Source organism: Caballeronia sp. LZ003, from assembly GCF_031451465.1.
GTDB lineage: Bacteria > Pseudomonadota > Gammaproteobacteria > Burkholderiales > Burkholderiaceae > Caballeronia.
In genome coordinates this window covers 1,170,075-1,192,352 of record NZ_JARUXJ010000001.1, presented here as the reverse complement: position 1 = coordinate 1,192,352, position 22,278 = coordinate 1,170,075, and the positions used below count along the sequence as shown (strand labels likewise).

26 protein-coding genes, 1 tRNA gene and 1 pseudogene are annotated in these 22,278 nt (G+C 59.3%); 14 read left to right on the top strand and 14 right to left on the bottom strand.

The window, feature by feature from the left end:
- Positions 1-8 precede the first annotated feature (8 nt).
- The 4 genes from QCE79_RS05515 to QCE79_RS05500 form a co-directional block, all read right to left on the bottom strand.
- Positions 9-722 (bottom strand): ABC transporter permease, encoded by a 714-nt coding sequence (locus QCE79_RS05515; protein ID WP_309842512.1) that lies wholly within the window; start codon positions 720-722, stop codon positions 9-11.
- A 15-nt stretch (positions 723-737) separates the two neighbouring features.
- Positions 738-1,427 (bottom strand): ABC transporter permease, encoded by a 690-nt coding sequence (locus QCE79_RS05510; RefSeq protein WP_244827663.1) that lies wholly within the window; start codon positions 1,425-1,427, stop codon positions 738-740.
- Positions 1,428-1,671: 244 nt separating this feature from the next.
- Entirely contained in the window at positions 1,672-2,070 is a 399-nt protein-coding gene (locus tag QCE79_RS05505) for a hypothetical protein (RefSeq protein WP_309842509.1), read from the bottom strand.
- 60 nt (positions 2,071-2,130) lie between these two features.
- Complete coding sequence (locus tag QCE79_RS05500) at positions 2,131-3,714, bottom strand: EAL domain-containing protein (protein ID WP_309842507.1); 1,584 nt, start codon at positions 3,712-3,714, stop codon at positions 2,131-2,133.
- 285 nt (positions 3,715-3,999) lie between these two features.
- Here QCE79_RS05500 and QCE79_RS05495 point away from each other — a divergent pair, with 285 nt between their 5' ends.
- The 4 genes from QCE79_RS05495 (at position 4,000) to rpsU (ending at position 5,855) form a co-directional block, all read left to right on the top strand.
- Positions 4,000-4,548, top strand: a complete 549-nt coding sequence (locus QCE79_RS05495) for a GNAT family N-acetyltransferase (RefSeq protein ID WP_250464381.1) — start codon at positions 4,000-4,002, stop codon at positions 4,546-4,548.
- A 7-nt stretch (positions 4,549-4,555) separates the two neighbouring features.
- Positions 4,556-5,149, top strand: coding sequence for a YigZ family protein (locus tag QCE79_RS05490; protein ID WP_309842504.1), 594 nt, complete (start codon positions 4,556-4,558; stop codon positions 5,147-5,149).
- A gap of 11 nt (positions 5,150-5,160) precedes the next feature.
- Positions 5,161-5,469 carry a 2Fe-2S iron-sulfur cluster binding domain-containing protein gene (locus QCE79_RS05485; protein ID WP_250464686.1) on the top strand — a complete coding sequence of 103 codons (309 nt, stop codon included), beginning with the start codon at positions 5,161-5,163 and terminating at the stop codon, positions 5,467-5,469.
- A 173-nt stretch (positions 5,470-5,642) separates the two neighbouring features.
- The gene (gene rpsU, locus QCE79_RS05480; protein ID WP_006999077.1) at positions 5,643-5,855 is read left to right on the top strand and encodes a 30S ribosomal protein S21; all 213 of its coding nucleotides are present in this window, start codon (positions 5,643-5,645) and stop codon (positions 5,853-5,855) included.
- A 383-nt stretch (positions 5,856-6,238) separates the two neighbouring features.
- On the opposite strand, the gene QCE79_RS05475 is transcribed toward rpsU, so the two are convergent.
- The 3 genes from QCE79_RS05475 to QCE79_RS05465 form a co-directional block, all read right to left on the bottom strand.
- Positions 6,239-6,315 (bottom strand) — tRNA-Met (locus QCE79_RS05475).
- 55 nt (positions 6,316-6,370) lie between these two features.
- Positions 6,371-7,900 (bottom strand): oligopeptide:H+ symporter, encoded by a 1,530-nt coding sequence (locus QCE79_RS05470; protein WP_309842501.1) that lies wholly within the window; start codon positions 7,898-7,900, stop codon positions 6,371-6,373.
- A gap of 392 nt (positions 7,901-8,292) precedes the next feature.
- On the bottom strand, positions 8,293-9,462 hold the full coding sequence (locus tag QCE79_RS05465) for a porin (RefSeq protein ID WP_309842499.1): 1,170 nt from the start codon (positions 9,460-9,462) through the stop codon (positions 8,293-8,295).
- 224 nt (positions 9,463-9,686) lie between these two features.
- Here QCE79_RS05465 and QCE79_RS05460 point away from each other — a divergent pair, with 224 nt between their 5' ends.
- Positions 9,687-10,442, top strand: coding sequence for an SDR family oxidoreductase (locus tag QCE79_RS05460; protein ID WP_250525691.1), 756 nt, complete (start codon positions 9,687-9,689; stop codon positions 10,440-10,442).
- Here QCE79_RS05460 and QCE79_RS05455 read toward each other — a convergent pair.
- Positions 10,382-11,116 carry a ribonuclease HI family protein gene (locus tag QCE79_RS05455; RefSeq protein WP_309842496.1) on the bottom strand — a complete coding sequence of 245 codons (735 nt, stop codon included), beginning with the start codon at positions 11,114-11,116 and terminating at the stop codon, positions 10,382-10,384. The genes QCE79_RS05460 and QCE79_RS05455 overlap by 61 nt on opposite strands.
- A gap of 172 nt (positions 11,117-11,288) precedes the next feature.
- On the opposite strand from QCE79_RS05455, the gene QCE79_RS05450 reads away from it, so the two are divergent.
- A complete protein-coding gene (locus QCE79_RS05450; protein WP_244827647.1) occupies positions 11,289-11,798 on the top strand; it encodes a PRC-barrel domain-containing protein in 510 nt (169 codons plus the stop codon).
- Positions 11,799-11,824: 26 nt separating this feature from the next.
- Here the strand turns inward: QCE79_RS05450 and QCE79_RS05445 are convergent, their stop codons facing one another.
- Positions 11,825-12,067, bottom strand: a complete 243-nt coding sequence (locus QCE79_RS05445) for a hypothetical protein (RefSeq protein ID WP_250464374.1) — start codon at positions 12,065-12,067, stop codon at positions 11,825-11,827.
- Positions 12,068-12,209: 142 nt separating this feature from the next.
- On the opposite strand from QCE79_RS05445, the gene QCE79_RS05440 reads away from it, so the two are divergent.
- Positions 12,210-12,434: a hypothetical protein gene (locus tag QCE79_RS05440; protein ID WP_244827645.1), complete on the top strand. Its 225-nt coding sequence runs from the start codon at positions 12,210-12,212 to the stop codon at positions 12,432-12,434.
- A gap of 65 nt (positions 12,435-12,499) precedes the next feature.
- Here QCE79_RS05440 and QCE79_RS05435 read toward each other — a convergent pair.
- Together QCE79_RS05435 and QCE79_RS05430 are read right to left on the bottom strand one after the other, a co-directional pair.
- A pseudogene (locus tag QCE79_RS05435) lies at positions 12,500-13,164 on the bottom strand (DUF2968 domain-containing protein).
- A gap of 397 nt (positions 13,165-13,561) precedes the next feature.
- A complete protein-coding gene (locus QCE79_RS05430; RefSeq protein ID WP_250464372.1) occupies positions 13,562-14,029 on the bottom strand; it encodes a hypothetical protein in 468 nt (155 codons plus the stop codon).
- 336 nt (positions 14,030-14,365) lie between these two features.
- On the opposite strand from QCE79_RS05430, the gene QCE79_RS05425 reads away from it, so the two are divergent.
- The 3 genes from QCE79_RS05425 to QCE79_RS05415 all read left to right on the top strand — a co-directional run bounded on the left by QCE79_RS05425 (position 14,366) and on the right by QCE79_RS05415 (position 15,751).
- On the top strand, positions 14,366-14,653 hold the full coding sequence (locus tag QCE79_RS05425) for a hypothetical protein (protein WP_309842489.1): 288 nt from the start codon (positions 14,366-14,368) through the stop codon (positions 14,651-14,653).
- Between the two features lie 249 nt (positions 14,654-14,902).
- Entirely contained in the window at positions 14,903-15,271 is a 369-nt protein-coding gene (locus QCE79_RS05420; protein ID WP_250508867.1) for a hypothetical protein, read from the top strand.
- 141 nt (positions 15,272-15,412) lie between these two features.
- Entirely contained in the window at positions 15,413-15,751 is a 339-nt protein-coding gene (locus tag QCE79_RS05415; protein ID WP_309842485.1) for a hypothetical protein, read from the top strand.
- Between the two features lie 301 nt (positions 15,752-16,052).
- Here QCE79_RS05415 and QCE79_RS05410 read toward each other — a convergent pair whose 3' ends face one another.
- Positions 16,053-16,448, bottom strand: a complete 396-nt coding sequence (locus tag QCE79_RS05410) for a DUF3597 domain-containing protein (RefSeq protein ID WP_244827639.1) — start codon at positions 16,446-16,448, stop codon at positions 16,053-16,055.
- Between the two features lie 963 nt (positions 16,449-17,411).
- Here QCE79_RS05410 and QCE79_RS05405 point away from each other — a divergent pair.
- From QCE79_RS05405 to QCE79_RS05390, 4 genes are all read left to right on the top strand, one after another.
- A complete protein-coding gene (locus QCE79_RS05405) occupies positions 17,412-17,777 on the top strand; it encodes a hypothetical protein (RefSeq protein WP_309842481.1) in 366 nt (121 codons plus the stop codon).
- A gap of 478 nt (positions 17,778-18,255) precedes the next feature.
- The gene (locus QCE79_RS05400) at positions 18,256-18,414 is read left to right on the top strand and encodes a hypothetical protein (protein ID WP_309842479.1); all 159 of its coding nucleotides are present in this window, start codon (positions 18,256-18,258) and stop codon (positions 18,412-18,414) included.
- Between the two features lie 182 nt (positions 18,415-18,596).
- Positions 18,597-19,031 carry a hypothetical protein gene (locus tag QCE79_RS05395; protein WP_309842477.1) on the top strand — a complete coding sequence of 145 codons (435 nt, stop codon included), beginning with the start codon at positions 18,597-18,599 and terminating at the stop codon, positions 19,029-19,031.
- Positions 19,032-19,399: 368 nt separating this feature from the next.
- Positions 19,400-20,212, top strand: a complete 813-nt coding sequence (locus QCE79_RS05390; protein ID WP_309842474.1) for a hypothetical protein — start codon at positions 19,400-19,402, stop codon at positions 20,210-20,212.
- A 321-nt stretch (positions 20,213-20,533) separates the two neighbouring features.
- Here the strand turns inward: QCE79_RS05390 and QCE79_RS05385 are convergent, their stop codons facing one another.
- The gene (locus QCE79_RS05385) at positions 20,534-21,649 is read right to left on the bottom strand and encodes an RHS repeat-associated core domain-containing protein (protein ID WP_309842471.1); all 1,116 of its coding nucleotides are present in this window, start codon (positions 21,647-21,649) and stop codon (positions 20,534-20,536) included.
- Between the two features lie 266 nt (positions 21,650-21,915).
- Positions 21,916-22,278, bottom strand: a 363-nt coding sequence (locus tag QCE79_RS05380; protein ID WP_309842469.1) for a lysis system i-spanin subunit Rz, incomplete at its 5' end; no start/stop codon positions are given.

The following is a 22,278-nucleotide window of genomic DNA, read 5'->3' as shown; positions in this document are numbered from 1 at the left end:
ACCGCTCGTCAACGGCTCGCCGGTCTCAAATAGCCGAGCCAGCGCCGCTCCGCGCGCCGGAACGCGGCCACGAGCGCGAACGAAATCGCGAGATACAACAGCGCCGCAATGCCGAACGATTCGAACGACTGATACGTGGCGGAGTTGGCGTCTCGCGCGACCTTCAGGATGTCGGGCACGGTGGCGGTGAACGCGACCGTCGTGGCATGCAGCATCAGGATCACCTCGTTGCTGTACAAAGGCAAGGCGCGGCGCAGCGCGGATGGCAAGATTACGCGGCGATACATCGTGAAGCCGCTCATGCCGTAGGCGCGCGCCGCTTCCACTTCGCCGTGCGGAATCGCGCGAATCGCGCCCGCGAAGATCTCGGTCGTGTAGGCGCAGGTATTGAGCGCGAAGGCGAGGATCGCGCAATTGAAGCCGCTTTTGAAGAACGCTTCGAGAAGCGACTGCGAGCGCACGAATTCGAGGCTGTACATGCCCGTGTAGAGCAGCAGCAACTGCACGTAGAGCGGCGTGCCGCGAAACACGTAGGTGTAGAGACGCACGGGCGTCGAGAGCCAGCGGCGCTTCGACACGCGCGCGCAGGCGAGCGGCACGGCGGCGCAAAAGCCCGTCGCGATCGATGCCGCCAGCAGCCACAACGTGACGACGAGACCCGACGCGCGCATGCCGTCGTTGTACAGGAACGGGCGCCAGTATTCGGCAAGGATCTGGATCATGGCGAGCGTGAGTGGTCAGAGTTCGGCGTGCCGCACGCCAATGGAATAGCGGCGTTCCAGCGCCATCAGCACCAGATTCGAAGCGCTCGTGATCGCGAGATAGATGAGCGCCGCGACGAGGATGAAGAAGAACATGTCGAAGGTGCTCTTGCCCGCATCCTGCGCCGCCTTGACGACATCCGCGAGCCCGATGATCGACACGAGCGCGGTCGCCTTCACCAGCACCTGCCAGTTGTTGCCGATGCCCGGTAACGCAAAGCGCATCATCTGCGGAAAAAGAATGCGGCCGAACACGCGCATGCCGCTCATGCCGTAGGCGCTACCCGCTTCGAGCTGGCCGCGCGGCACGGCGAGGAACGCGCCGCGAAAGGTCTCGGTGAAGTACGCGCCGTAGATGAACCCGAGCGTCAGCACGCCGGCCGTGAAGGGGTCCATGTCGAACTGGTCCCAGCCGAAGGCATCGGTGACGCGATTGATCGCGATCTGAATGCTGTAGAACAAGAGCAGCATGAGGACGAGATCGGGAACGGAGCGGATGAGTGTCGTGTAGGCGGTGGCGATAGCGCGCAGCGCCCCATGCCGCGACAACTTGGCCGTCGCGCCCGCAAGTCCGAGCAGCACCGCCACGAGAAGCGACAGCACCGCGAGCGCGAGTGTTTCCCTGGCGCCCGCCCAGAGGAGCGGACCGAAACCGTGTAAAGACAAGGAGCGCCTCCAATTCGTTCTTCGATTGGCGGCGATCCTCGCAAGCTAAAAATAATCGCTCAAAGCGCAAGCTGGCTTGTATTGCGATGCAGCATCCGTGTGTGAAGGCAGTCGAGACGCCGCTGCGTACGCGAGCGCGGATCGTAACCCGCGCACGCACGACGTTGAAAAATCGCGCTTTCAGGTCGCATTTTCGATAGACGCGTCGGCGTCCAGACAATGACCTGTCGTAGCCGCGTCGCGTTCAATCCGCTGGCAGCGCGCGCACGAGTTGCGCGACCTGGCCGTTGGCCACCGCGATATCGGCGCTTTCCTGCAGCAGCGGCAGGAAACGTTCGGCGAAGGCGGCGTCGCGAGTTTCGGCGCGGAACATCGCGGCCACCGCTTTCGCGTGCTCGATGCGCGCCTCGGGCGTGGCTTCACGGTCGTCGAGGACGTCGTCGATGGCGGCGATCACGGCCGACAAGGGCGAGAGCCATTTATAAGCCGAACCGTTGATCACGATCTGCAGGAACTCGCCGGGCGACACCGCGCCGAACTCGGCCTCGTGGCGCACGCGCATGTGCGCGAGCACGCTGCGATGAAGCGTGAGCAGCGGATGACGGACATCGCGAAGAAAAGCGCTTGCTGTCTGGTCGTTCATGGTCGTGGCTCCTTGAGGTCAGCCCACCAGATGAGGACGATACCGGCGATTCCAACCCGCTCAGTGTCCGCGTGTCCTGCTTGCGTAGCGAATGAACTCGGCAGCCGAGAGCGGCGGCGAGAAGAGCCAGCCTTGACCGAACTTCGCGCCCCGCGCTTGCAGATACGCCGCCTGTTCCTCGCGCTCGATGCCCTCGGCGATCACCTGCACATCGAGCGTCTCGGCCATGTCGACGATATGCGAGGCCACGCTGCTCGATGCCGCGTCCTGACCGATGGTATCGACGAACGATTTGTCGATCTTCAGGCCATCCACGCGAAAGTTTTGCAAGTGCGACAGGCTCGAATAACCGGTGCCGAAATCGTCGAGATAGACCGCGTGCCCCGCATCGCGGAACGCGCTGATGACTTCCTTCGCGGCGGCGGCATCGAGGAAACTGCGCTCGGTCGCTTCGATGCAAATCTGCTGCGGCCGCACGCCGACCCGCGCCACCGCCGGGCGCAGCACGTCGAGAAAACGGTGCGTCGTGAGATCCGGCACGGACAGATTCACGGACACGTAGTAATCGCGATAGCGCTTGAGAAACTCGCCGAGTTCGAAGAGCACGGTGTCGAGCACCTGATCGGTGATGGCCTGGATCAGCCCGCCATGCTCCGCGAGCGGAATGAAGTGATCCGGCCGCACGATCCGGTCATGATGCTTCCAGCGCACCAGTGCTTCCGCGCCGACGCAACGCCGCGTGGTGAGATCGACGATAGGCTGATACGCGACGATGAACTGATGCCGCCGCACCGCGTCGCTCAACTGACCGCGCGGCGAGAGCCTTCTCACGATGAACCATGCGGCCCAGGCCGCGCACGCGAGACCCGCGCCCATGCCGCCGAGCAGCCATCCCCACGGCAAGGTGGAGACACGCTGCCTGAAGGTCTGATGCGGCGCGCTCACGACCACCGCGAGCGGCAGCGACACGGACCGGCGCACGACCCACGACGCGCAATCGGGCCCGGGCGATGGCGTGCGATAAACGGCGAGGATGGCGGCGGTATCGGTGGCGGGCGTGCGCGCGATCACGCGGCTCGCTTCGGTGTTGATGACCGCGAGACTCGCGGGCGCGCTCGCGTTGTCGCGACCATCGAGATAAAGCGAAGGATCGGCGGCGACGTAGAAACCGTCGCGGCCCATGACGAGCGACTCCTTGCCGCCCGGCAAACGCGAGAGCGCATACCAGGCGCTCACGCCGTCGCGCGAACGCCAGTCCGGAGCCGGCAGCGTGAGCCCTTCGAGCGTGCCCGCCGACACCGCGCCCAGAAGCGACGAGCATTGCCAGCGGCCGTCGTGATCGTAGGCGCCCGCATCGCGCACTTGGGTATGTGTCAGCGCGATGCGCCTGAGTTCGTGGAGATAGATCGTCGAGCATGGCGTGGCGCTCACCTTGCCGATTTCGCCGAGCGCGCCCGACAGACGGCGCGTTACGTCTTCCGCCCGAAACAGCGCGGCGGCGGCGGCGGTGTTCAGCAATTCGACTCGCTCCTGCCGGCGGCTGCGCTCCGCCAATAAAAAGCCGATGCCCGCCGGTGCGAGCGCCGCGGTCACCACGATGACGATCAGAAGCGCCGCCAGCGCCCCACGTTGGAATTTGTTCATTGCATGTTATGGTCCGCGGCGCGTTGGGTGATACTGGTCTTACGCCGCACGCGCTTTGAGCGTGTTTTTCGTTCGGATGCTCGACTCGGCGGGGCGCGCGCAGGGCAGCGCCGTCCGCCGTCCCGGACAGACGACTAAGTGTAGGGGGCAGCGCCCGCCCGGTTCAACGCTTTCTTTAACCTATAAGTCGCCGGCTTGGTGGGTTGGCGCACGGCCCGCAGGCCCTTTTTTTGCCTCGGCCGGTCGTGCGAGAATCCGCCTATCACTTTTGCTCCAGAAACGACGATGAACGCACAGAGCGCCACCGCGCCGATCATTCGCGACGCCGCATCCGGCGATTTCGACGCCATCGCGCGCATCTATGCGCATTACGTCGACCATGCGCTCGCCACCTTCGAGGAAGTCCCGCCATCGCCCGATGAAATGCGTTCGCGTCAGGCGGCCATCGTGGCTGCGGGCTTGCCTTATCTCGTCGCCGAGATCGATGGCGAAGTGGCCGGATATGCCTATGCGTCGGCGTATCGGGCGCGCTCGGCGTATCGGCATACGATCGAAGACTCCATCTATATCGCCGAGGGCTTTCATGGCCGCGGTCTTGGCTACACGCTTCTCAGCGCGCTGATCGACCGATGCGAGGCCGGGCCCTGGCGTCAGATGGTCGCGGTCATCGGCAACAGCGGCAACGCGGCGTCGATTGCGCTGCATACGCGGCTCGGCTTCGGACATGTGGGCGTGCTGCGCGATGTCGGCTTCAAGCATGGCCGATGGGTCGATTCCGTGCTGATGCAGCGTGCGCTCGATGCGTCGGCGCCGGTCATCGACGGGAAGAGTTGAGCACGCCTTGCCGACCTACACACTCGGCTCCGCTGTCAGCGCTGAAGTCGATATCCGCAAAAGCCGCTTCATCGCGCTCGCGATTCCCGTCGCCGACCGCGACGCGGCCATGCGCGAACTCGAACGGCTGCGCGCGGAGCACCCATCGGCGACGCATGTCTGCTGGGCGCTCTTGGCGGGCGGCCAGTCGGGCATGTCCGACGACGGCGAGCCATCTGGCACGGCAGGCCGCCCGATTCTCGAAGTGCTGCGCCATCACGAAGTCGATGGCGTGCTCGCCGCCGTCGTGCGCTACTACGGCGGCATCAAGCTCGGCGCGGGCGGGCTCGTGCGCGCCTACACCGATGCCATCGCCAGCGCCATGCAACTGGCCGAGCGTGTGGAGCGCATCGAGCAAGGAGTCGTCGAGATCGACATCGATTACGCCGATGAAGCGCGCGTGCGACGCTGGATCGAACAGAACGCCGCCGAACTCGTGGAAAGCGCCTACGGCATGCGCGTGCGGCTCGTCGTCAAGATGGCGGCCGTCGCACGCGAACCCGCTGCCGCCGAATTACGCGACCTCACCCATGGCCGCGCGAATGTCGAGGTGCGCACTTGAGCGCGTTCGTAATGCGCGTCGAGCCGGCCGGGTTCGTCGTCCCGGTCGATGAAAACGTCTCGCTGCTCGAAGCCGCGCAAAAGGCACGCGTGGCGCTGCCGAGTTCCTGCCGTAACGGCACGTGCCGCGCGTGCATGTGCCGCCTGATCGAAGGCGACGTGCGGTATCGAATAGAGTGGCCGGGGCTGACGGCGGAAGAAAAAGCCGAACGCTGGGTTCTGCCGTGCGTGGCGCTTGCGACGTCAGATGTGGTGATCGAGCAGCCCGAAGCGCGTGAGATGGTGCCTTCGCCGCGCCCTTCACGCTCGCGCGGATTCTGACTCCGCGAACCCGGGTATTCCGGGATTGTCGTCTCGATTCAACGACCTACGATGAACATCCCGAGTCACCGCCAAGCATGTCCGAGTGGAAAGAGGATGCAGGCCGGCTCTCAAAAAGTGTACAATTGCGCTTTGCCCTAAATTCTGGCAGGGCCAGATCAACCGAGAATTCAATGACAAAAGTACTGCTGAAAGAGAATGAGCCTTTCGACGTCGCCATGCGCCGTTTTCGCCGTACCGTCGAGCGCACGGGCCTGATTCAAGAACTCAAGTCGCGCATGGCGTATGAAAAGCCGACCACCGAGCGCAAGCGCAAGAAAGCTGCTGCTGTCGCTCGCCTGCGCAAGCAGATCCGTCGCGCGCAATTGCCGAAGAAATTCTATTGATCGACGTGGGTCTTGAGCCCTCGCCTGCATCAAAGCTGTTCGGAGTCGTTTGAGTTGTCTGGTACTGCGGCCCGATAGCCGGTCATAGCCTGAGTCTGATTAGTCGCGGTTTCGCTTTTGAGTGGCCGTCTGGTCATCGGTGCGAAAGCTCGCGGGTGGTACGCGCACTCGACGTGCGTCCTTCGGACAACGGCTGGCAAGAATGCACAAAGCCTGCATGAGTGAATGCTCATGCAGGCTTTTCGTGCTTGTCGGGGAAGAATTTTTCGACGCGGACTTATGTTTTAGGTTTTGACTTGCAATCAGGATATCGGCGCGCAAAAGCCAAACAAACGCACAAAAGCAAAGAGCCCGGCTTTTACCGGGCTCTTTGCTTTGAAACTTGGTTGCGGGGGTAGGATTTGAACCTACGACCTTCGGGTTATGAGCCCGACGAGCTGCCAGACTGCTCCACCCCGCGTCTGAAGAATTAAATTATAGACGCAATTTGCTCGCTACGTCAAACGGAGTTTTCATCAAGTCGATGAAACACGCAGAAGTGTTTCGCTGGCGTGCGTTTCTTCGCCAGACTGCAACGCTCGATGGTGCTCCCGCGAAAGTTTATTGAGCAATGGCAGCAAGATGAATGCGATGGCCGCGCCGGCCGTCGCAAGCCATCCCAGTCCGAAGAACAGATGCGTATAAAGCGGCAACGACTGCACCGCATCGAGACTGCCGCTCGGCACGCGTGCCAAATTGGCAACCACGCTGCCAAGATACTGCGACACGCCCGTCGCCACGAAATACGCGCCCATCATGAAGCCGCTCATGCGCGCCGGCACGTAACGCGCGATCATCGCGAGACCAAGGCCCGACACCAGCAACTCGCCGAGCGAGTAGAGTCCGTACCCCGCCACCATGAACCACGACGACACGCGCCCTTCCACCGCGTAGCGCCCGCTCAATCCGAAGACGAAAAAGCCGATCGCCACGACGACAAAGCCAAGGGCGTACTTCGCCGCAACGGAAATGTCGCGGCCGCTACGCCCGAGGCGTGTATAAGCCAGCGCGAGCATTGGACTCAGCAGCATGATCCAGATCGGATTGAGCGCCTGAAACTGCGCCGCGCTCCAACTGAAGAGATGCTGGCCTGCAATGGAGAACGAAGGATCGACATTGCGCAGGGCGAACAGCGTGAGCGACGTCGACATCTGCTGATAGAACACGAAGAACAGGATGACCTGAAACACGAGGATCAGCGCGGCGACGAGTCCCGCGCGCTCGCTACGATCGCACACGCTCAGCATGTAGCCGAAGATCGCGAGAATCGCGACGCCCGCGCCATACACGCACGTCACGGCCACGGCCTTGTGCTGCAGGATGAACACTGTTGCCAGCGCCAACAACACGCCGCCGCCGATGACCGCGAACAAACGCCTCCAGTTCAAAGGCGCTTCGTCGGGCGCCGAGCCGATATGCGCGAGCGTGCGTCGCATCAGCGCAAAATTCAGAAGTCCGAGCAGCATGCCGCCGCAGCACACCGCAAAGGCCGCGTGCCAGCCCCAGTGATCTTTGATCCACGGCGTGGCGAGCATCGAAAAGGTCGAGCCGATATTCACCGCCATGTAGTAAATGGTGAACGCACTGTCGATACGCGCGATATCGCCTTCGTAAATACGTCGCACGAGATTCGCCGCATTCGACTTGAAAAGCCCATTACCGACGACGATCACGCCAAGCGACGCATACATGAACCCGAGCGCGTCGTATGGTAGCGCCAGCATGAAATAACCGAGCGCAAGCACGATTGCGCCAAGCGTCATCGTGCGCCGCGCGCCGAGCACTTTATCGCCAATCCAGCCGCCTATGGACGGCGCGGAGAAAACCAGCGCGGTAAATGCGCCCCATGTGAGATTGGCGTGCTCGTCGGCGAAACCGATCTTGTCAATCATGAACAGTACGAGCAACGCAGCCATGCCGTAATAACCAAAACGCTCCCACATCTCGATCAAAAAAACCGTGGTGAACGAGCGCGTCTCAGACGTGCCGGGCGGGCGAGTAATCATCGATAAATCCTTGAACAACGATGGGCGAATCAGCGGCGCGAGAAACGTCGCTTCAAAGGGTGATCAGGAAAAAGTCAAATAACTGTAAGGCGAGTTCGAGCGGGAAAATGGGTGATTATCGCAAATCCGCGATGTGGATCATGGGGGAAATTGAGAAACAGGCTATTGCGCGAGTCGCCGCAGCGGATGCCGACAAAACTCCGACGCACCGGTATTGCAAGGCAGACCAACGAGATTCTCTTGCCAATCTCGCGCTGCACGACAACCGCTGCAATTTTAATTGCGCATATCGCCACGAATCTTTGGGGAAACAGACTTTGCGATGCCAAAAGAGCATTGCAATTACGAGCGTAATAATCGTTCGAATTACGTGAAAATGTGCAGCACCACATTTAAAAACGATGCCGAATTCCAGTCGTGAACATCAACTGATTTCGGCCGCTCGACGGATCATTGCCATAAACCACCGCTGGCGCCTGCGACGATGCTCTCTGATAAATCGATTCGAGATAAACATCGGTGCGTTTCGACAGCAGATAATCCACCTGCAGCGCGCCCTCATGCCAGTGCGCACCGCCGCCGCTGGTATAAACATACATGCCCGCTATCGCAATGGACTGCGTGAGCTTGTAAATGCCGTTGATCTCGTAGTTGTTCAGCCCGAGCGATGGCATGACGTTGCCGGTGTCGGCATCGGTTACGCCAGAATTGACGGTGCGTGAAAAGGCGCCGCCCAGCGTGACCGCACCGAGTTCATAGTTTGCGCCCACGCCGAAAGTATTCTGCTGCTGAACGTTCGCCGAGTAGACCGTGCTGGCCGCGCCGGGAAGCGCCAATGCGTCGTACGCGCCGCTCGTGGTGTCGCCGCGTCCGTTGTTATGCAGATAGGCAGCGCCCGCGCTGAACGACCCGAGCGAATAGTTCGCGCCGATGCTGTACGCGTGGTTCTCCGCAAACTGGCCGGCGGCATTAGAGAACGCGTACAACCCGCCGAAGCTCAGGCCGCCGTAGGAAGCGCTCGTGTACTTCACGGAATTCGCGGCAAGGTACGAATTGTTGGCGTTGTCGTTATCGAGCAAATGGGCGAACGCGGTGCCGCCAGTGCCACCTGTCAACGTGAATGGCGCGAGGTAATCGTGGATGGAATCGTATTGATGCCCGAACGTCACCGTGCCGAGCGTGTCGGTGCCGAGTCCGACGTACATCGGATGATCGTTCAAGCCCTCTCCCGATACCGACGAGAACCCGCGCTCCAGCCGGAAGATGGCGCGCGCGCCGCCGCCGAGGTCCTCCGAGCCTTGCAGCCCCCAATAGCTGCCATCGATCGTGCCGCTCGTCAGCCGATACTGCGACTTCCCGCCCACGTTGCTGACATAAGCGACGCCGGTGTCGATTTCGCCATAGAGCTGCACCGAACTTTGCGCCCAGGCCGCCGACGGCGTCCCGACGACTGCGATGATGGTTGCCACCGCCGCCTGGACGCCGAACAGCGCGCTCGATGGCGTGAGGCCAGCATCGACGGCCGAAGAAGTATCGCGGCAGTTTCGCGGACGGATTGGCATAAAGAGCTCCGATAGTTCGTTTTGGTTCTGAGAGCGATTGTCGATTCTGCAATCGAGGTTGTCAGGTCGAAAAGCGTCAGCAAAGCCCTCTGTGACCTTGAACCAACGAACGCGTTTTTTTCTGCTTTATTGAGGTTGCGGATTTCGCCCTCTTCAGCATAGTCAGCGACCCGTGTAGCTTGCCGCTAGAATCGAGGCGCTCACGGACAACCGGAATACGCCCCATGTCGAAAAACACCATCGCAATCGTGACGGGCCACACGCGCGGCCTTGGCGCGGCGCTCGCCGAAACGCTGCTCGCGCGAGACATTCGACTTCTCGCCCTCTCGCGCAACACAAACGCCGCGCTCGCCGCGCGCTATTCCGGCAAGCTAGAAGAGGTGGAACTGGATTTGACCGACTTGGATGCCCTCGGCCGCTGGCTGGAAGGCGACGCATTGCGCACGTTCATCGGCGACGCGGACCAAGCGCTCCTCGTCAACAATGCGGGCATGCTGGCACCGATCGGCGCGCTCGCGGATCAGAACGCCGCGACCATCGCGCGCGCGGTCAGCGTCAACGTTGCCGCTCCGCTGATGTTCGCCGCAGCCTTCGCCGCACAGGCTGCGCACGTCGCGGACAAACGCATTGCGCATATTTCGAGCGGCGCGGCGCGCAACGCCTATCCCGGTTGGAGCGTGTACTGCGCGACCAAGGCCGCGCTCGATCATCACGCGCGCGCGGTCGCACTGGATTCGGAGCAAGCCGGGGATCGCACGCTGCGCATTTGCAGCGTCGCGCCGGGTGTCGTCGATACGGACATGCAGGCCGAAATCCGCTCGACCGGACTCGAACGCTTTCCGCTGCGAGAACGTTTCGATGCCCTCAAGCGCGACGGTCAGCTCGCGACGCCGCGGCAATCGTCCGAGAAGCTGATCGCCTACTTGTTGAGCGATGCGTTCGGCAGCGCGGCCATAGCGGACGTGCGCGAGCTCGGCTGAGCGTCGTGCGTGTCAATTTGAATCGACGCTCCGTCGAGCGCCCGACGCGACAGCACGTCCGCGCTCGCATTCCGTTCGCGCGGAATCCACGTGAGGCGGACCGCGCCGATCCGGGCGATGAGCGCCCGCGCCTCGCGCGCAAAATGAGTCAGGGAACGAATGCCCGCGCCTTCGCTGGCGTGCATATCGTCGATCACGACGCGGCTGTCGCCGTGAATCGCGATCTCCGTCGCGCCTTCGCGCAAGGCGGCTTCCAATAGCGCGATGAGCGCGCGATATTCGGCAACGCTGCTGTCGCCGCGTCCCGCTTCCGCGCTGATTTCGACGACCTCGCCTTGCGGGCTCTGCAATACCGCGCCAATGCCGACGCGCCCCGGATTCGGCAGCGCGGAGCCGTCGAACCAGCCGCGCCAGGCGGGCGCATCGGTGACCACGGGTTTCCGGTTCGCGCGGCTCGCACGCTCGGCCTCGCGCGTTCGTACGGCATCGGCGAACTTCCGCTGCGCTGCACGTCGCGTCGCGATCAAATCGGCGAGGCTTTGCGAACCGGCGACTTTCGTCATCGTCCTGATGAGCGCTTCGTGCTCGGACAACGAAGCGCCTTTGGACAGCCGGCGGCTCCGTTCACGTTCCTTCTTATAGGCAACCGCAAGCAGTTCCTCGACATCGATCATGGACTAAGGAGGCATCGGGGAAAAGAAGCCCGAGCTTAGCAGACGCCATTAGCGCGCATTCGAACAGGCATCGATGGGAACGAACGTTGCTGCTCGAATGAAGAAAAAGAGCGGCTCATGCACCTTTGAAAACCGACACCGCGCAACGTTTTTCACGCGTAAGGAGCGAATCATGAACCAACCGATGGAACCCGCCTCGGGCGGCGCGACGATCATAGGCAAAGGCGCCGCGACCGCCGCCGGACCTGGCCCGGACGTGATGGCCGCAAGTACGCTCGATGGAAATTCGGTGTTGTCGAGCGACGGTCACGACGTCGGCTCGCTGAAGGAAATCATGCTGGATGTGAGCAGCGGACGTATTGCGTATGCGGTGCTGTCGAGCGGGGGCTTTCTTGGCATCGGCAACAAGCTGCTGGCCATTCCCTGGAGCGCGCTGACGCTGGATACCGACAATCGCTGCTTTCGGCTAACCGCGACTGCCGAGGAAGTGCGCAGCTCGCCCGGTTTCGACAAGGATGCGTGGCCTTCCATGGCCGACCGCGTCTGGGCGACCACGGTGCATCAGCACTACGGACGAGAGCCTTATTGGACCAATGAGACGCGGCCGGACGATGTGAGTCCGACGGGCGCGATCCCGCCATCCGGCGTCGACGCGCCCGAGGCGGGCGGCGTCAAGCTCTGACGGGCGGACGGATTTCGGCGAGCCGCCTAGTCGCGGCGGCGCTCGCCGACTTGAACGTCGACGCCTTCGGTCTCGCCCATCAGCGCCTTCAGGACGTCGCCGGCGAAGTCTTCGATGGCGAAATGCCATTCGAGCGAGCCCACGGGGAAGTCGTTGGGATTGCATTTGCCTTGTGCACGCCGGATGGCTCCGACCGACAGGCTCAACGCACGAGCGTGTTCGAAGTGTGGATCGCTCGAATCCAGAAACGGTATCTGATCTTTATCCATGACACTCTGTCGGCCCCGGCCGCGGCGGTTGCATGAAATCGATAACGGCTGACGCCGGCAATACTTTAGGATCACGCGCGCTGTCGGACTCGCATTACACGGCCACACGGCCGCGCCAGATCCAGCATGCGGGAAACTACTCATGCAGCCTTATGCAAATCTTTCGGGCAAATCGGGCATTGCGGCTTTCGAAATCCTGCACGACGGCATAAAAATACGCTTCGTCAACGGCGGGACCTATTTATACGACTATTGCACGCCGGGGCGTACGACAGTCGAGAAAATGAAACGGCTAGCTAGCACTGGACGCGGGCTGAGCACCTACATTTCGCGATACGGCGGCGAGTATGCCGAAAAAATTAGCTAGCCGCCAAAACCGCCATTTTAGCTTATTGCCGCCAGCACTCTTTTTTTGCCCCACTATGGAACAACTCAACGACGCGACGGAAGGTGCGGGACAACTTCGTTGCAGGTCGTTTCGAGTTGATGAAGCTGACGTTGAAGCTTGCTGAGCTGCACCTGTGCCGAGACTCGCCGGCCTTCTAGTTGAGCAAGCTCGCGACGTATTTCCTGCTGCCTGGCTGCGACTTGCTGATCCTGACTATTGCCACGCTGTAGATCGACCCGCACACGCTCGACTTGCGCTTCGGATTCTGCAATCAACCGTGTGTACTGTTCGTTCTGTGCTTCCAGGTGGCGCGCCGCATTTCGGCTTCGGCGAGTCGCATGGCTTGCTCGACGAAGTGACGGAACGCGGCTTCAGCGGCATCGGCATCTTCTGCTTTCAGGACTCGCCACACAGCGTCGTCGTGGAAAAGCACCGAATAGTACGTCAGGTCACGCGGGTAGAACAGGAGAGTGGTCGAAAACGCAAAACTTTGAAAAGCGCGAAACGTCGATAACGATGATTGCTGAATCAGCCATTCGACTTCTGCTATTTGAGCAGCCTGCAACGCTTGCGAATTGACTTGCTGCGCCGATGCGCCTATCGGCCGAAGAGGCGTGACGCGCGTTGCTTGCGCGGCGGATGTATTGGCGACGGTAGGCGGCTCGGCACCAGTGTCATCGTCATCGTCATGCGGCTGAGGGGCGTGCATTCGAAAGGAATCAGGCGCTTTTGGCCGTAAGAGAAACGATGGCGCATTATCGAGTAAGGTGCCTCTTCTGCTGAGCAGACTCTTCACATTGACTCCCCGGCTGCCCCTCGCTCCGATCGCCAGATGTCACGCGATCCGTATTCGAAGTTCGCGACTTGAAATTGCTTCGCGATGAATTGCGAGCTTGAAGATTGAAACGCCACTAATATGTATCGCTCAGTGACGCTTTAATCTTCAATACGATTGAACTGCGGAAAACTTAGTATAGCCGAGGCGTCGGTAGATTCAATCGACGCCTTGAAAAGGCCGAGGCTTCTCATGTATCTCGTAGGATTGACTCGCGACGTTTCCGTGAATGCAATTCCGTGAAACGCCGTGACTCTTCCGGCTACGCTAATCACATATGGCGGTAGATTGCCTGAGTTCCACTCATGCGCAACTTAGCTAATTGCGCGGACCGTGCCTTGGACATTAAAGCAACCATGCGCATGATTCGAATGCCCTGTACGCCACATGTAATGCCGGGCGTCTTGGCGACGCTGGCTTCAAGCGTGGACATGTGGCGATACAAATGTTCGATAGGCGCAACGCCATGTACCAGCGAAGGTGGTGCAGCGTGCGTGGACGCGGACAGACGACTGACGTTTTCGACGGCAACCGGCGTATTCACCGGCGGTTCCGGAAGCGGCTCGGGCGCTGGTATATCGGCACGGATGGTGCCTTCATTTCGGCCGACGAAAAACTGATAAACCGCTTCCAGACCATCGGCAGGCGTTTGCTCGACACGTCGCGCAGTCGCGGCGCACACATGCAAGCGCCAATTCTCACGCTCACTTATTTTCGAGATGAGATCGGCAATGCGCAAGCGCAATTCGCTATCGCGGCGCGCAATCATGGTCTGAAGCATTCGCGCTTCTTCGCTCGATGGATCGGGCATGCGTGCGCTCCATGCCATTAATTCGTTCAGGGAAATCGACATGGAAAACTCCGTAACATTCTGTTGATTGAAACGGATTTCGATCCGTTCCAGATCTTCTGGACCACGAATTGTAACGAACCAACAGCGGCTTTTGCCCGTCCATAAATCCTAGTCTTTGCGAATGATTTAAGACAAGAAAGCCGCCGTTTCGACGCGGCACGCGCGATGCTTACGAAGTCGGCACACGGCGCACCTCTCGCGCCGGACTTCAAGGAGACAAACATGAAATCCACCGCATTGGTTGCCGGCGCTCTCATCGCCTTAGTCAGCACCGCCACGCTGGCGCAGGAGCTGTCGCGCGATCAGTTGAATCAGCGTCCTTCCCAAATGCAGCAGGTGCAACCTGGCGTCTCGCCGGGCAAGAACATGAACGACTCGGCTCAGGGCGGCGTGCCGTCGGGCACAGCGGGGAGCGGCACGCTCATGCAACAGCGCGAGAAGGGCATGGCGCCCGACGCGACGCAAGCGCCCGCAAAGGGCGCGAATTCTACTGGGACGATGAAGCAGTAGTCGTGCGCAAAGCAGCGCCGCGCGCCGCGTATTCGTGCGGCGCGCTGACACGCGCGTTTCCGGACAAAGCGTCCATAACTGTTGGCGGCTTGGGCGCGACACTCGCGAACGGTCTGACGTGGTCGCCATCGGACCTACGAAACGTTAATTATCGTCTCCATCACAACGATTAAGAATTGTCCGAAGGTTTTTTGCAGCGTGAGTCGCTTAAATGCATATCTCCTACAGACCATAAAGAGGCTCACAATAATGAAGGACCTGCAAGTTTCCGTCGACTCCAACGGCCGCGTCACCACTTCCCACTCCATGGCTATCGGCGAGCATTGCGCCAATCGTGCGCGCCTGCTGTCATCGCTCGTCAACATCGTTGCAGCGCCGGGCGGCTTCGAACACTTTTGCTCGTATCCGGAAACCATGCGTCGCGACATCCTGAGCCTGCTCCACTCCGTCGCAGAAGAACAGATGCCGTTGATCGCCGCGCTCGAAGAGCACACGGCTCGCGCGTCCTTTGAAAAGGGCGTTCAGACGGCGCGTGAATTCATGGCGCAGGAACAGGCGGCAAACGCCGCATTGCATTTCGACGCAGAGCAGGCTGCGCAAGCAATGATCGCTCACTAAACGACTTGACCGCGAGCAAAAGCACGCGGTATCGAGTCGAGCGACTCACAGCCCCGCACGCGCGGGGCTTCTGACTGCAACGATTTCAACCGTTACGCGCCCATGTCCACGTACCAGGCAGCGTCATGGTGCATCCGCCAATTGGAAAACAATCACGAAATCATGCGAACACTTAGCGCTCTTATTGTTTCATTCGGATTCCTGGCGTTGACCTGTGCATCGTCGGCCTTCGCGACCTACAGCGAAGAATGGGTTAGCAATACGGCGGGCGCGCGACAAAGCACGCCGCAACATGCGGCGAAGACGGTGTCACCAAAACGAAAAGTGGCGGATACGTCACAGCACGTCGATACCGCAAACCAGTCCGATCCCATCGCCGCGTTCGCGCGACCGGACTCATCAGCCAGGAAACGCGAGGAAAAAGCGGCCGCGTCGCGCGATCCGATCGAGGCTTTCGCGACTGCGCCGCGGCAACGGTAAGCACGGAGCGTACGTTTCTTCGGCAATTTGACGATGAAACGTTTGCAGAAACACGATTAATCCGATATCGACACCGGAGCAGGATCGACTATTCTTTTGGATGTCGTAAGAGATGGATACACGGTTGGCCCCGCCCTGCCATGTGCGCGATTCAATCGAGCATTATTAGAGGCCTGGCCTTGCCGTCGTAGCCATCGTTCTTACGGCGCCTCCTTTTCCCCGTGTCTGTCCTAAAAGAAAGCCCGCTATCGGAAATGACTCCGATAGCGGGCTTGTTCTGCTGACTGTCTTTTGCTTGCGTTTAAGCAAGCATATCCGACGGCAGCTTGCCGCCATTGGCAGCCAATGCCTGCATCAGTTGCTTGTGCAACCAGATGTTCATCGTCGCCGAGTCGTTGGTGTCGCCGCTGTACTTCAGCTCGGCGGCCAACTGCTTGCGATGGTCGAGGCTGCTGTCTACTTGCAGAAGCTTCATCAGATCGACGATCGATACGCGCCAGTTGAGCGTCTGGCCGCTTTCGCGCGCCAAGCTGTCCATGACGGCGGCCACGTCGATGTCGGACAGTGCGGCAGGAGCCGGCGCCGCGTCGGCTTGTGCGACATCAGCCGGGACCGGTTGCGCTTCGACTGCGGGCGCTTGCTCGGCGGGCTTTGCCTTGTGGAAAATCTTGTTGACGATGTCACCGAAGATGCTCATGTTTCAATTCCTTGAGTTGATAGGGAGTTGCAGCGCGTGAACCTTAGCGCGGAGTACCGTCGATGGTTAGTCTTTCCAGCATCGAGTGATGCGAATTTGACTAAATTTTTCAAGGACGTACGCTTAGGAGTGCGGCTTTTCCCGCGGATGAGTATTCGGTTGGATCGCGCGTGAGAAATGGCGATCGCTTGCGTTGCGTGAAGTGCATCGCTTGGGGAAACGTCTGGAACGCGGACGTTGTCGTGATGAGAATCGCCTAAGAGCAAGGCGAAAATTACGGCTGGAAAAGAAAAAAGCCCTTGAACAATCAAGGGCTTGAAATTCTGGCGGAGAGAGGGTCAGCACGCGAGCACCGTGCGACAATGCTTTGCGGGCGATCCGGGGGTTCTACCCACATCCCTACCCCCAGCCAATGCGGCATCGTCATGGAACAATATGGGTCTGACCGAGACAGCCGGATCATCCTTAACTGCGCCTTAAAATTCACCATTCGTTAGCATCAAAAATTCCTAACGGCACCTTTCTTGCCGTTGAAAAGTTTACCTTCATAGGAATGTCATAGCCGAATACACTCCGTTTGCTCGTTCACTTTGCACGAGTCCGGCCGGGATCATTCCTCATGGTGAGGTTCATCCTCGGCCAATCACTGCGGAGATGAGTATGAAACGAAAGGTTGGGGTGCTGCTGGCTAGCGTTGCCAGCGCGGTTTTGTGTGTATCGGTTGTAGCGTTGGCAAGCGTATCCGATGTTTCTGTTAAAACTGAAGGCCGGTTCCAAAGAGTCAGTGAACAAGAACCTCAAGTAGGTGGAACGAAAGTCCCCACCTACCGATGCCAAGAATGCAACGCGCCACACGGTGGTTGCTACTACCCGTTGTGCCCTGATTGCCATAGCAAGCAGTGTCCGCCGAAACCCTTCGTGCCGCCGACACCGATCAATCCGAAATAAGGAAATGACTCTCTAATGGACGATGCACAGATCCCCGAGGGCGTTGGCCCGCATAGCGAAATCGAGTATCGACTCATGTGTGAAGGCAAGAAAAAACTGGCTATGTTCTCGGATTTGATACCGGACGAGTTTATTGACAACCCGTCCAATCTTGACATGGACGTCATTAGCGACACGAGGGGAATGTGCACCATCTTCTACATGCGCGGGCATAACGCCGACGCAGAACGGCTGATGGCGCTCAACCTCAGTACGCGTGGTAGAGGCTACATACCGGAGGTTGAGCGAGAGATAGGCCGATTGCTCGGTTACGAGGAGTGGGAAATCAACGCGTTTCTTGCCCACGTCGGAGCGGCGAAACTTCAGGAATCGCCGCGGTAGATGTCAGACTGCGGCGACGCCGCGGCTGTGCGATCGGTCATGCGCCGGACATTAGAAACGAAAAGCCACCCTCGACGAGCGGCTTTCGGCGGGGATAACCAAATAGCGCCGACGGCGCGCCGCGATGAACCCGTATGCAGAGTTCGTCGAGGTCGAGAAGTTGGAGCTGATGACGAGATAGACCGTCGTCGTCGACGACAACGAAAGCCGCGTCATTCCGACCGGAGCGATGAGTACCAGCCGGCGGTCGGCGATGTGCCGAACCGGCGGATGTGCGGCGACTGTGACTGCGTGGTCAACGAACACGACGACGAGTACGAGCAGCCCGACTGGATCGAACCGGCGCCCGTCGAGGTGCAGGCGCAGGATTGATCATGAGGAATGGAAGTGTTTCGCTCGGCCAGATAGCAGCCCGCGCAAGCCACATCAACATCGCCTGCTCTCGTTGCGATCGAAAGGGGCGATACCGATCAGTAGATTGGTCGCCGAATATGGCAAGGACTTCCCGGTGACCGAACTCGGCGCCAAGCTGGCCGCCTGTCCAAGGCGCACTGCCGCTGCGCAGCACGAGCGATGCGATGTCTCCTTCCCGGGTCTGCGACTGCTCATGTCCGGTGACGCCGCCGCCGAACCGTGATTCATTCTTGCTTGGCCGCGCGCCGGGCATTTCTTATCCAGCGACGAGGGTTCCGAGAATTCGAACACGGACACCTATAGGTTGGATCGAACTTTTTGCAAGAACAAGATATTGTGGAAATGGCCCACGCAGTGGGTTAAAGTCTGACCGCGGAAACGAAAAGGCCACGTCCCGGCAAGGAAGTGGCCTTAGTTGAATCTGCAAGCGGCCTCATCATCTTTTCCGAGATCAGCGAGGCCTTTCTGCAACGTACAGGTCGTGATATTGGCCGCTCAATGGAGCGATGTCAAGGCGCGCCCAGAGGAATCGTCAAAATGAAAAACTTTAGCATCAGGGTTGAACTGCTCGGCAGAACCATTGCCGCCGATTACGAACACCTCCATGCACGCATGCGCGCAGCCGGGTTCGGCACTGTAATTGTCAGCTCGGACGGCAGCAAGGCACATCTTCCACCTGCTGAGTACGTCCATTCAACAACAGAGGCGCTCGCGACCACAAAGACGGTCCGCAATAAGGCAAGTGCTGCAGCGTCGACTCAGCTCCGCGCTGGCCTATCTCATAGGGTGTTCGTGGTTCAGATGGCAGATTGGGCTTCAATGAACCTTCAGCCTGCATAAGTCATCTGCTTGGCGACGCAGCCCGGCCGCGCGCCGGGCCTTTTCATTTCCCGCCGAACTTCCACCCGCAATGTTCGACACCCATCTTCAGGTTCGCGGTCACCTGGCGAGAAAGGGTCTCGACGTCAGCATCATTTCTGCGGGCGACCAGCAACCGCGCCTGTTTCGCGATGCATGAAAGAAGGTATTTGAGATCGCACATTAGACACAAACTGAACATCATAGTTCTGATTGCCCACCATACTCAAAGCTCCTATGCTAGTGAGGCTGCATTTGCGGAAGCGCGTAATGTGCAAGAGGTTGCTTGTTCGTAGCCAGCTAAGCTGGGGTGTATCAATGTATAGCGCCAGCTATTGGGGAAATTTCAAATGCTTATAGGCGAGCGATTGACGGTGGGCGGAGGCTGGAACAGTCTTGCAGCATTTATCGGCGGCATGCTCGTAGTGACATTTGGCATTTTATTGTCTGCGCGCCGTTATTCCGCGGCACGCGCTGCCGACGAGGATGAGAGTGCGGTCGCCGATACGATCGCCAGTGCGATTGCTACCTTGAGCGCACTTCTTTTGGCCTTTGTGGTCGTCGTCGTCTGGGAGAAATACAATGCAATCCGTGACACAGTAGCAAACGAGACGGGAGCGATCCACAATTTAATGCGCGAGACGCAAAGACTCCCGGAGCCGCGACGCAGCCAGATCCTTGGACTGCTCCAGTCGTACACCGAACAAGTACGGGATAACGATTGGCCAATATTGGCAAGCACGGGAAAAAAGCCGATCGACCAAGTGCCCTTAGCCGACGCAACTCTCGACAGGCTTTGGCGAGCTGTGATCGTAACTGATGAACCGCAGGATCATACCTTGAATGACGCAATTGTCGCAGAGCTCAAAGAGCTTAACGTCAACCGAACTCATCGCTTCGCTCTCGCTCGCGATGGCGTAACAGGGCCACTGTGGTTGCTGTTGATCTTGTCGAGCGTCGCCACCGTTGCGCTCACGATTTTCCGTTATCGTCAACTATCGAGGAAGCACATGCCGATTTTCCTTTTTTACGCGGCGTTTCTTGGCGCGATGTTATGGCTTGTTGCTGACAGCGACGATCCATTTGGCGGTACGCAGCGCATTCGCGCCGACCCTTTCGAATATGCTACACGAATGATACAGGCGCAGCGGAAACCGAAGTGACGTGCTCGTTATGCGATTCTAATTCGGACTATATCCGACTTCATGCGACAAGCGGGGCCGTCCGCCCTGCCGCCTCTCCATAAAGGTCGGTATGGAGTGCTCTATGAGCTTGCCCCGAACGTGCCAGGCATGCGCTTCGGTTCGCGGCTCGCAGTACTGAGATCGGTTACGAAAAATAGCGAATACCTCAGCATGGACGAATTTGGAACACAACTGTCGCTAGTCGAGGTTTATTGACGAAGATCAAGAATTTTTGTCGTCCGGGCAATATTGTTTGATCGTTGAAAGGCTACTTTCCTCTTCATCAGCGAAATAGGAGAGTCAGATCTCAGGTGCATTCAGTGGTGGCGAGGGGCTACGCGGCTCGAACCAGTGAGGACTATAACTGACACCAGGTTGTTCCTTAACAATTTCGAACTGTGTCGAGCGGGCGTTGAAAAATGCTAGTCGATGCCCATCCGATGGAGGCACGCCAGGCCGACCTTGCCGAAACGCGGTCAAGAAATTCGATGGCTGGAATCTTTGGGGAATCCAAACCTGACCTTCATAGGCCTTAACAGGCTTCCGCATAGCGTTCGCAAAGCCTTGAGCAAAGGAGTTGATATCGCCGTCTGCGGTAAAACATGCGATCAAACGAATGGTTTTGTACGCCGGAACGTCGACATGAGAAAGCATGATGACGTTGCGCAAATGGCTTGGTTCTGTCACGAACCTTCGCGAGTTGAGCGCGAGCGCTAGCCTACCATTTTCCATCCGGGAAGAATGGGCTACGATGTTGAGGCGCCGGCCGAATTTGTAATCATCGGCGAACATGTACATTGTGTTCGTCGGCACCGTCAATAGGCGGATGTCCCCGCCCATGGCGACAGGGCGCGTCATGGCAATCGCAGTACGCGATGCCATGCTTGCCCTGACAGCGCCTAAAACGGCAGATGTGACGCCTACCCCGCCAGACGCCAACGAAAGCCACCCCAACTCGGCCGACGCCTTCGGCTCGCTATCCTCAACAGCGCCGCTCGCAATTGCCGCAAGGTCACCGATCACGCCCACCGCTCCAACCGCCAGTCCCACGGCGGAAGCGCTTTCGATTGCGGCTATGACACCGCCTGCAGCGGCGATGGAAGTGCCTGCGGTGAATGCCGCGAGCCCGAGCCCCACTACCCCCAAACCGATACCCATCCAGGCCTGCCAACTGAGATGCCCGGAGGGATCCAGCCTGTTAATGGGGTCGCCCGCGCAATATGCGTAGGGATTAATGCCGCCCGCTCCAAACGGGCTCAAGCTATCAGGGCATCGGAAGCGCATTAATGCGGGACTGTACGCTCTGTATCCGTTACCCAGGTGGTAGGCGTTGCTAAATGCATCGTGCCGCTCCCCGCCGAATGCCGGAAGTTTTCTGTCTGCATTCCGTGTGCTGCCTGATGCCGTTTGATCCATATGAAATCTCGAATGTCTGCGCCTCGTCTGACGTGACAACAACGTCGTGTAGGTCGTTCAAAACCAAAGCCGTGTTGTCATTTTCCGTGACGTTCAATTTTGTGCGCGAACGGTGTCGTCGAGCAAGCGTCCCTCCGGAACGACCGAACACCACATTCGCCAATACAACCTGAATTGGTTGGTTATTCGCTAGAACCTGACCCGTCGTTCAGCGCCCCGGCGGATCGACGCATTATTGATGGAGGAATACCGAGTATCCCGCCTCGCTAATCAAATTCTTTGGCCACGTTACTAGACGGCTCGACTCCGGTGATCAGACCTCGCCGTTGCAGCATGAGCACGTAGTGCTGCAAGTAAGTTGCCTTCATTCGGGCGTTGCCATCAGCATCGTCAACTATTGCAAAAAGATCTCTTCCAATCTCTGGTGATAGCTCGGCGTAGCGACTGGCTCCATCGCCCATGCCGCCGGCGGTGGTGCCTGTAAGTGGGGCAATGCCACCGCTGGTTGTTTTGGCGATTGCGACGCGCAACCGACGAGTGCCGTCAGCAATAGCGGCGCGATTTTTGGCGTTGTCAGCTTCATGGGAAATCCTCTCACGGTGGAACTGTTCGTCGAGCGCTGCGATACG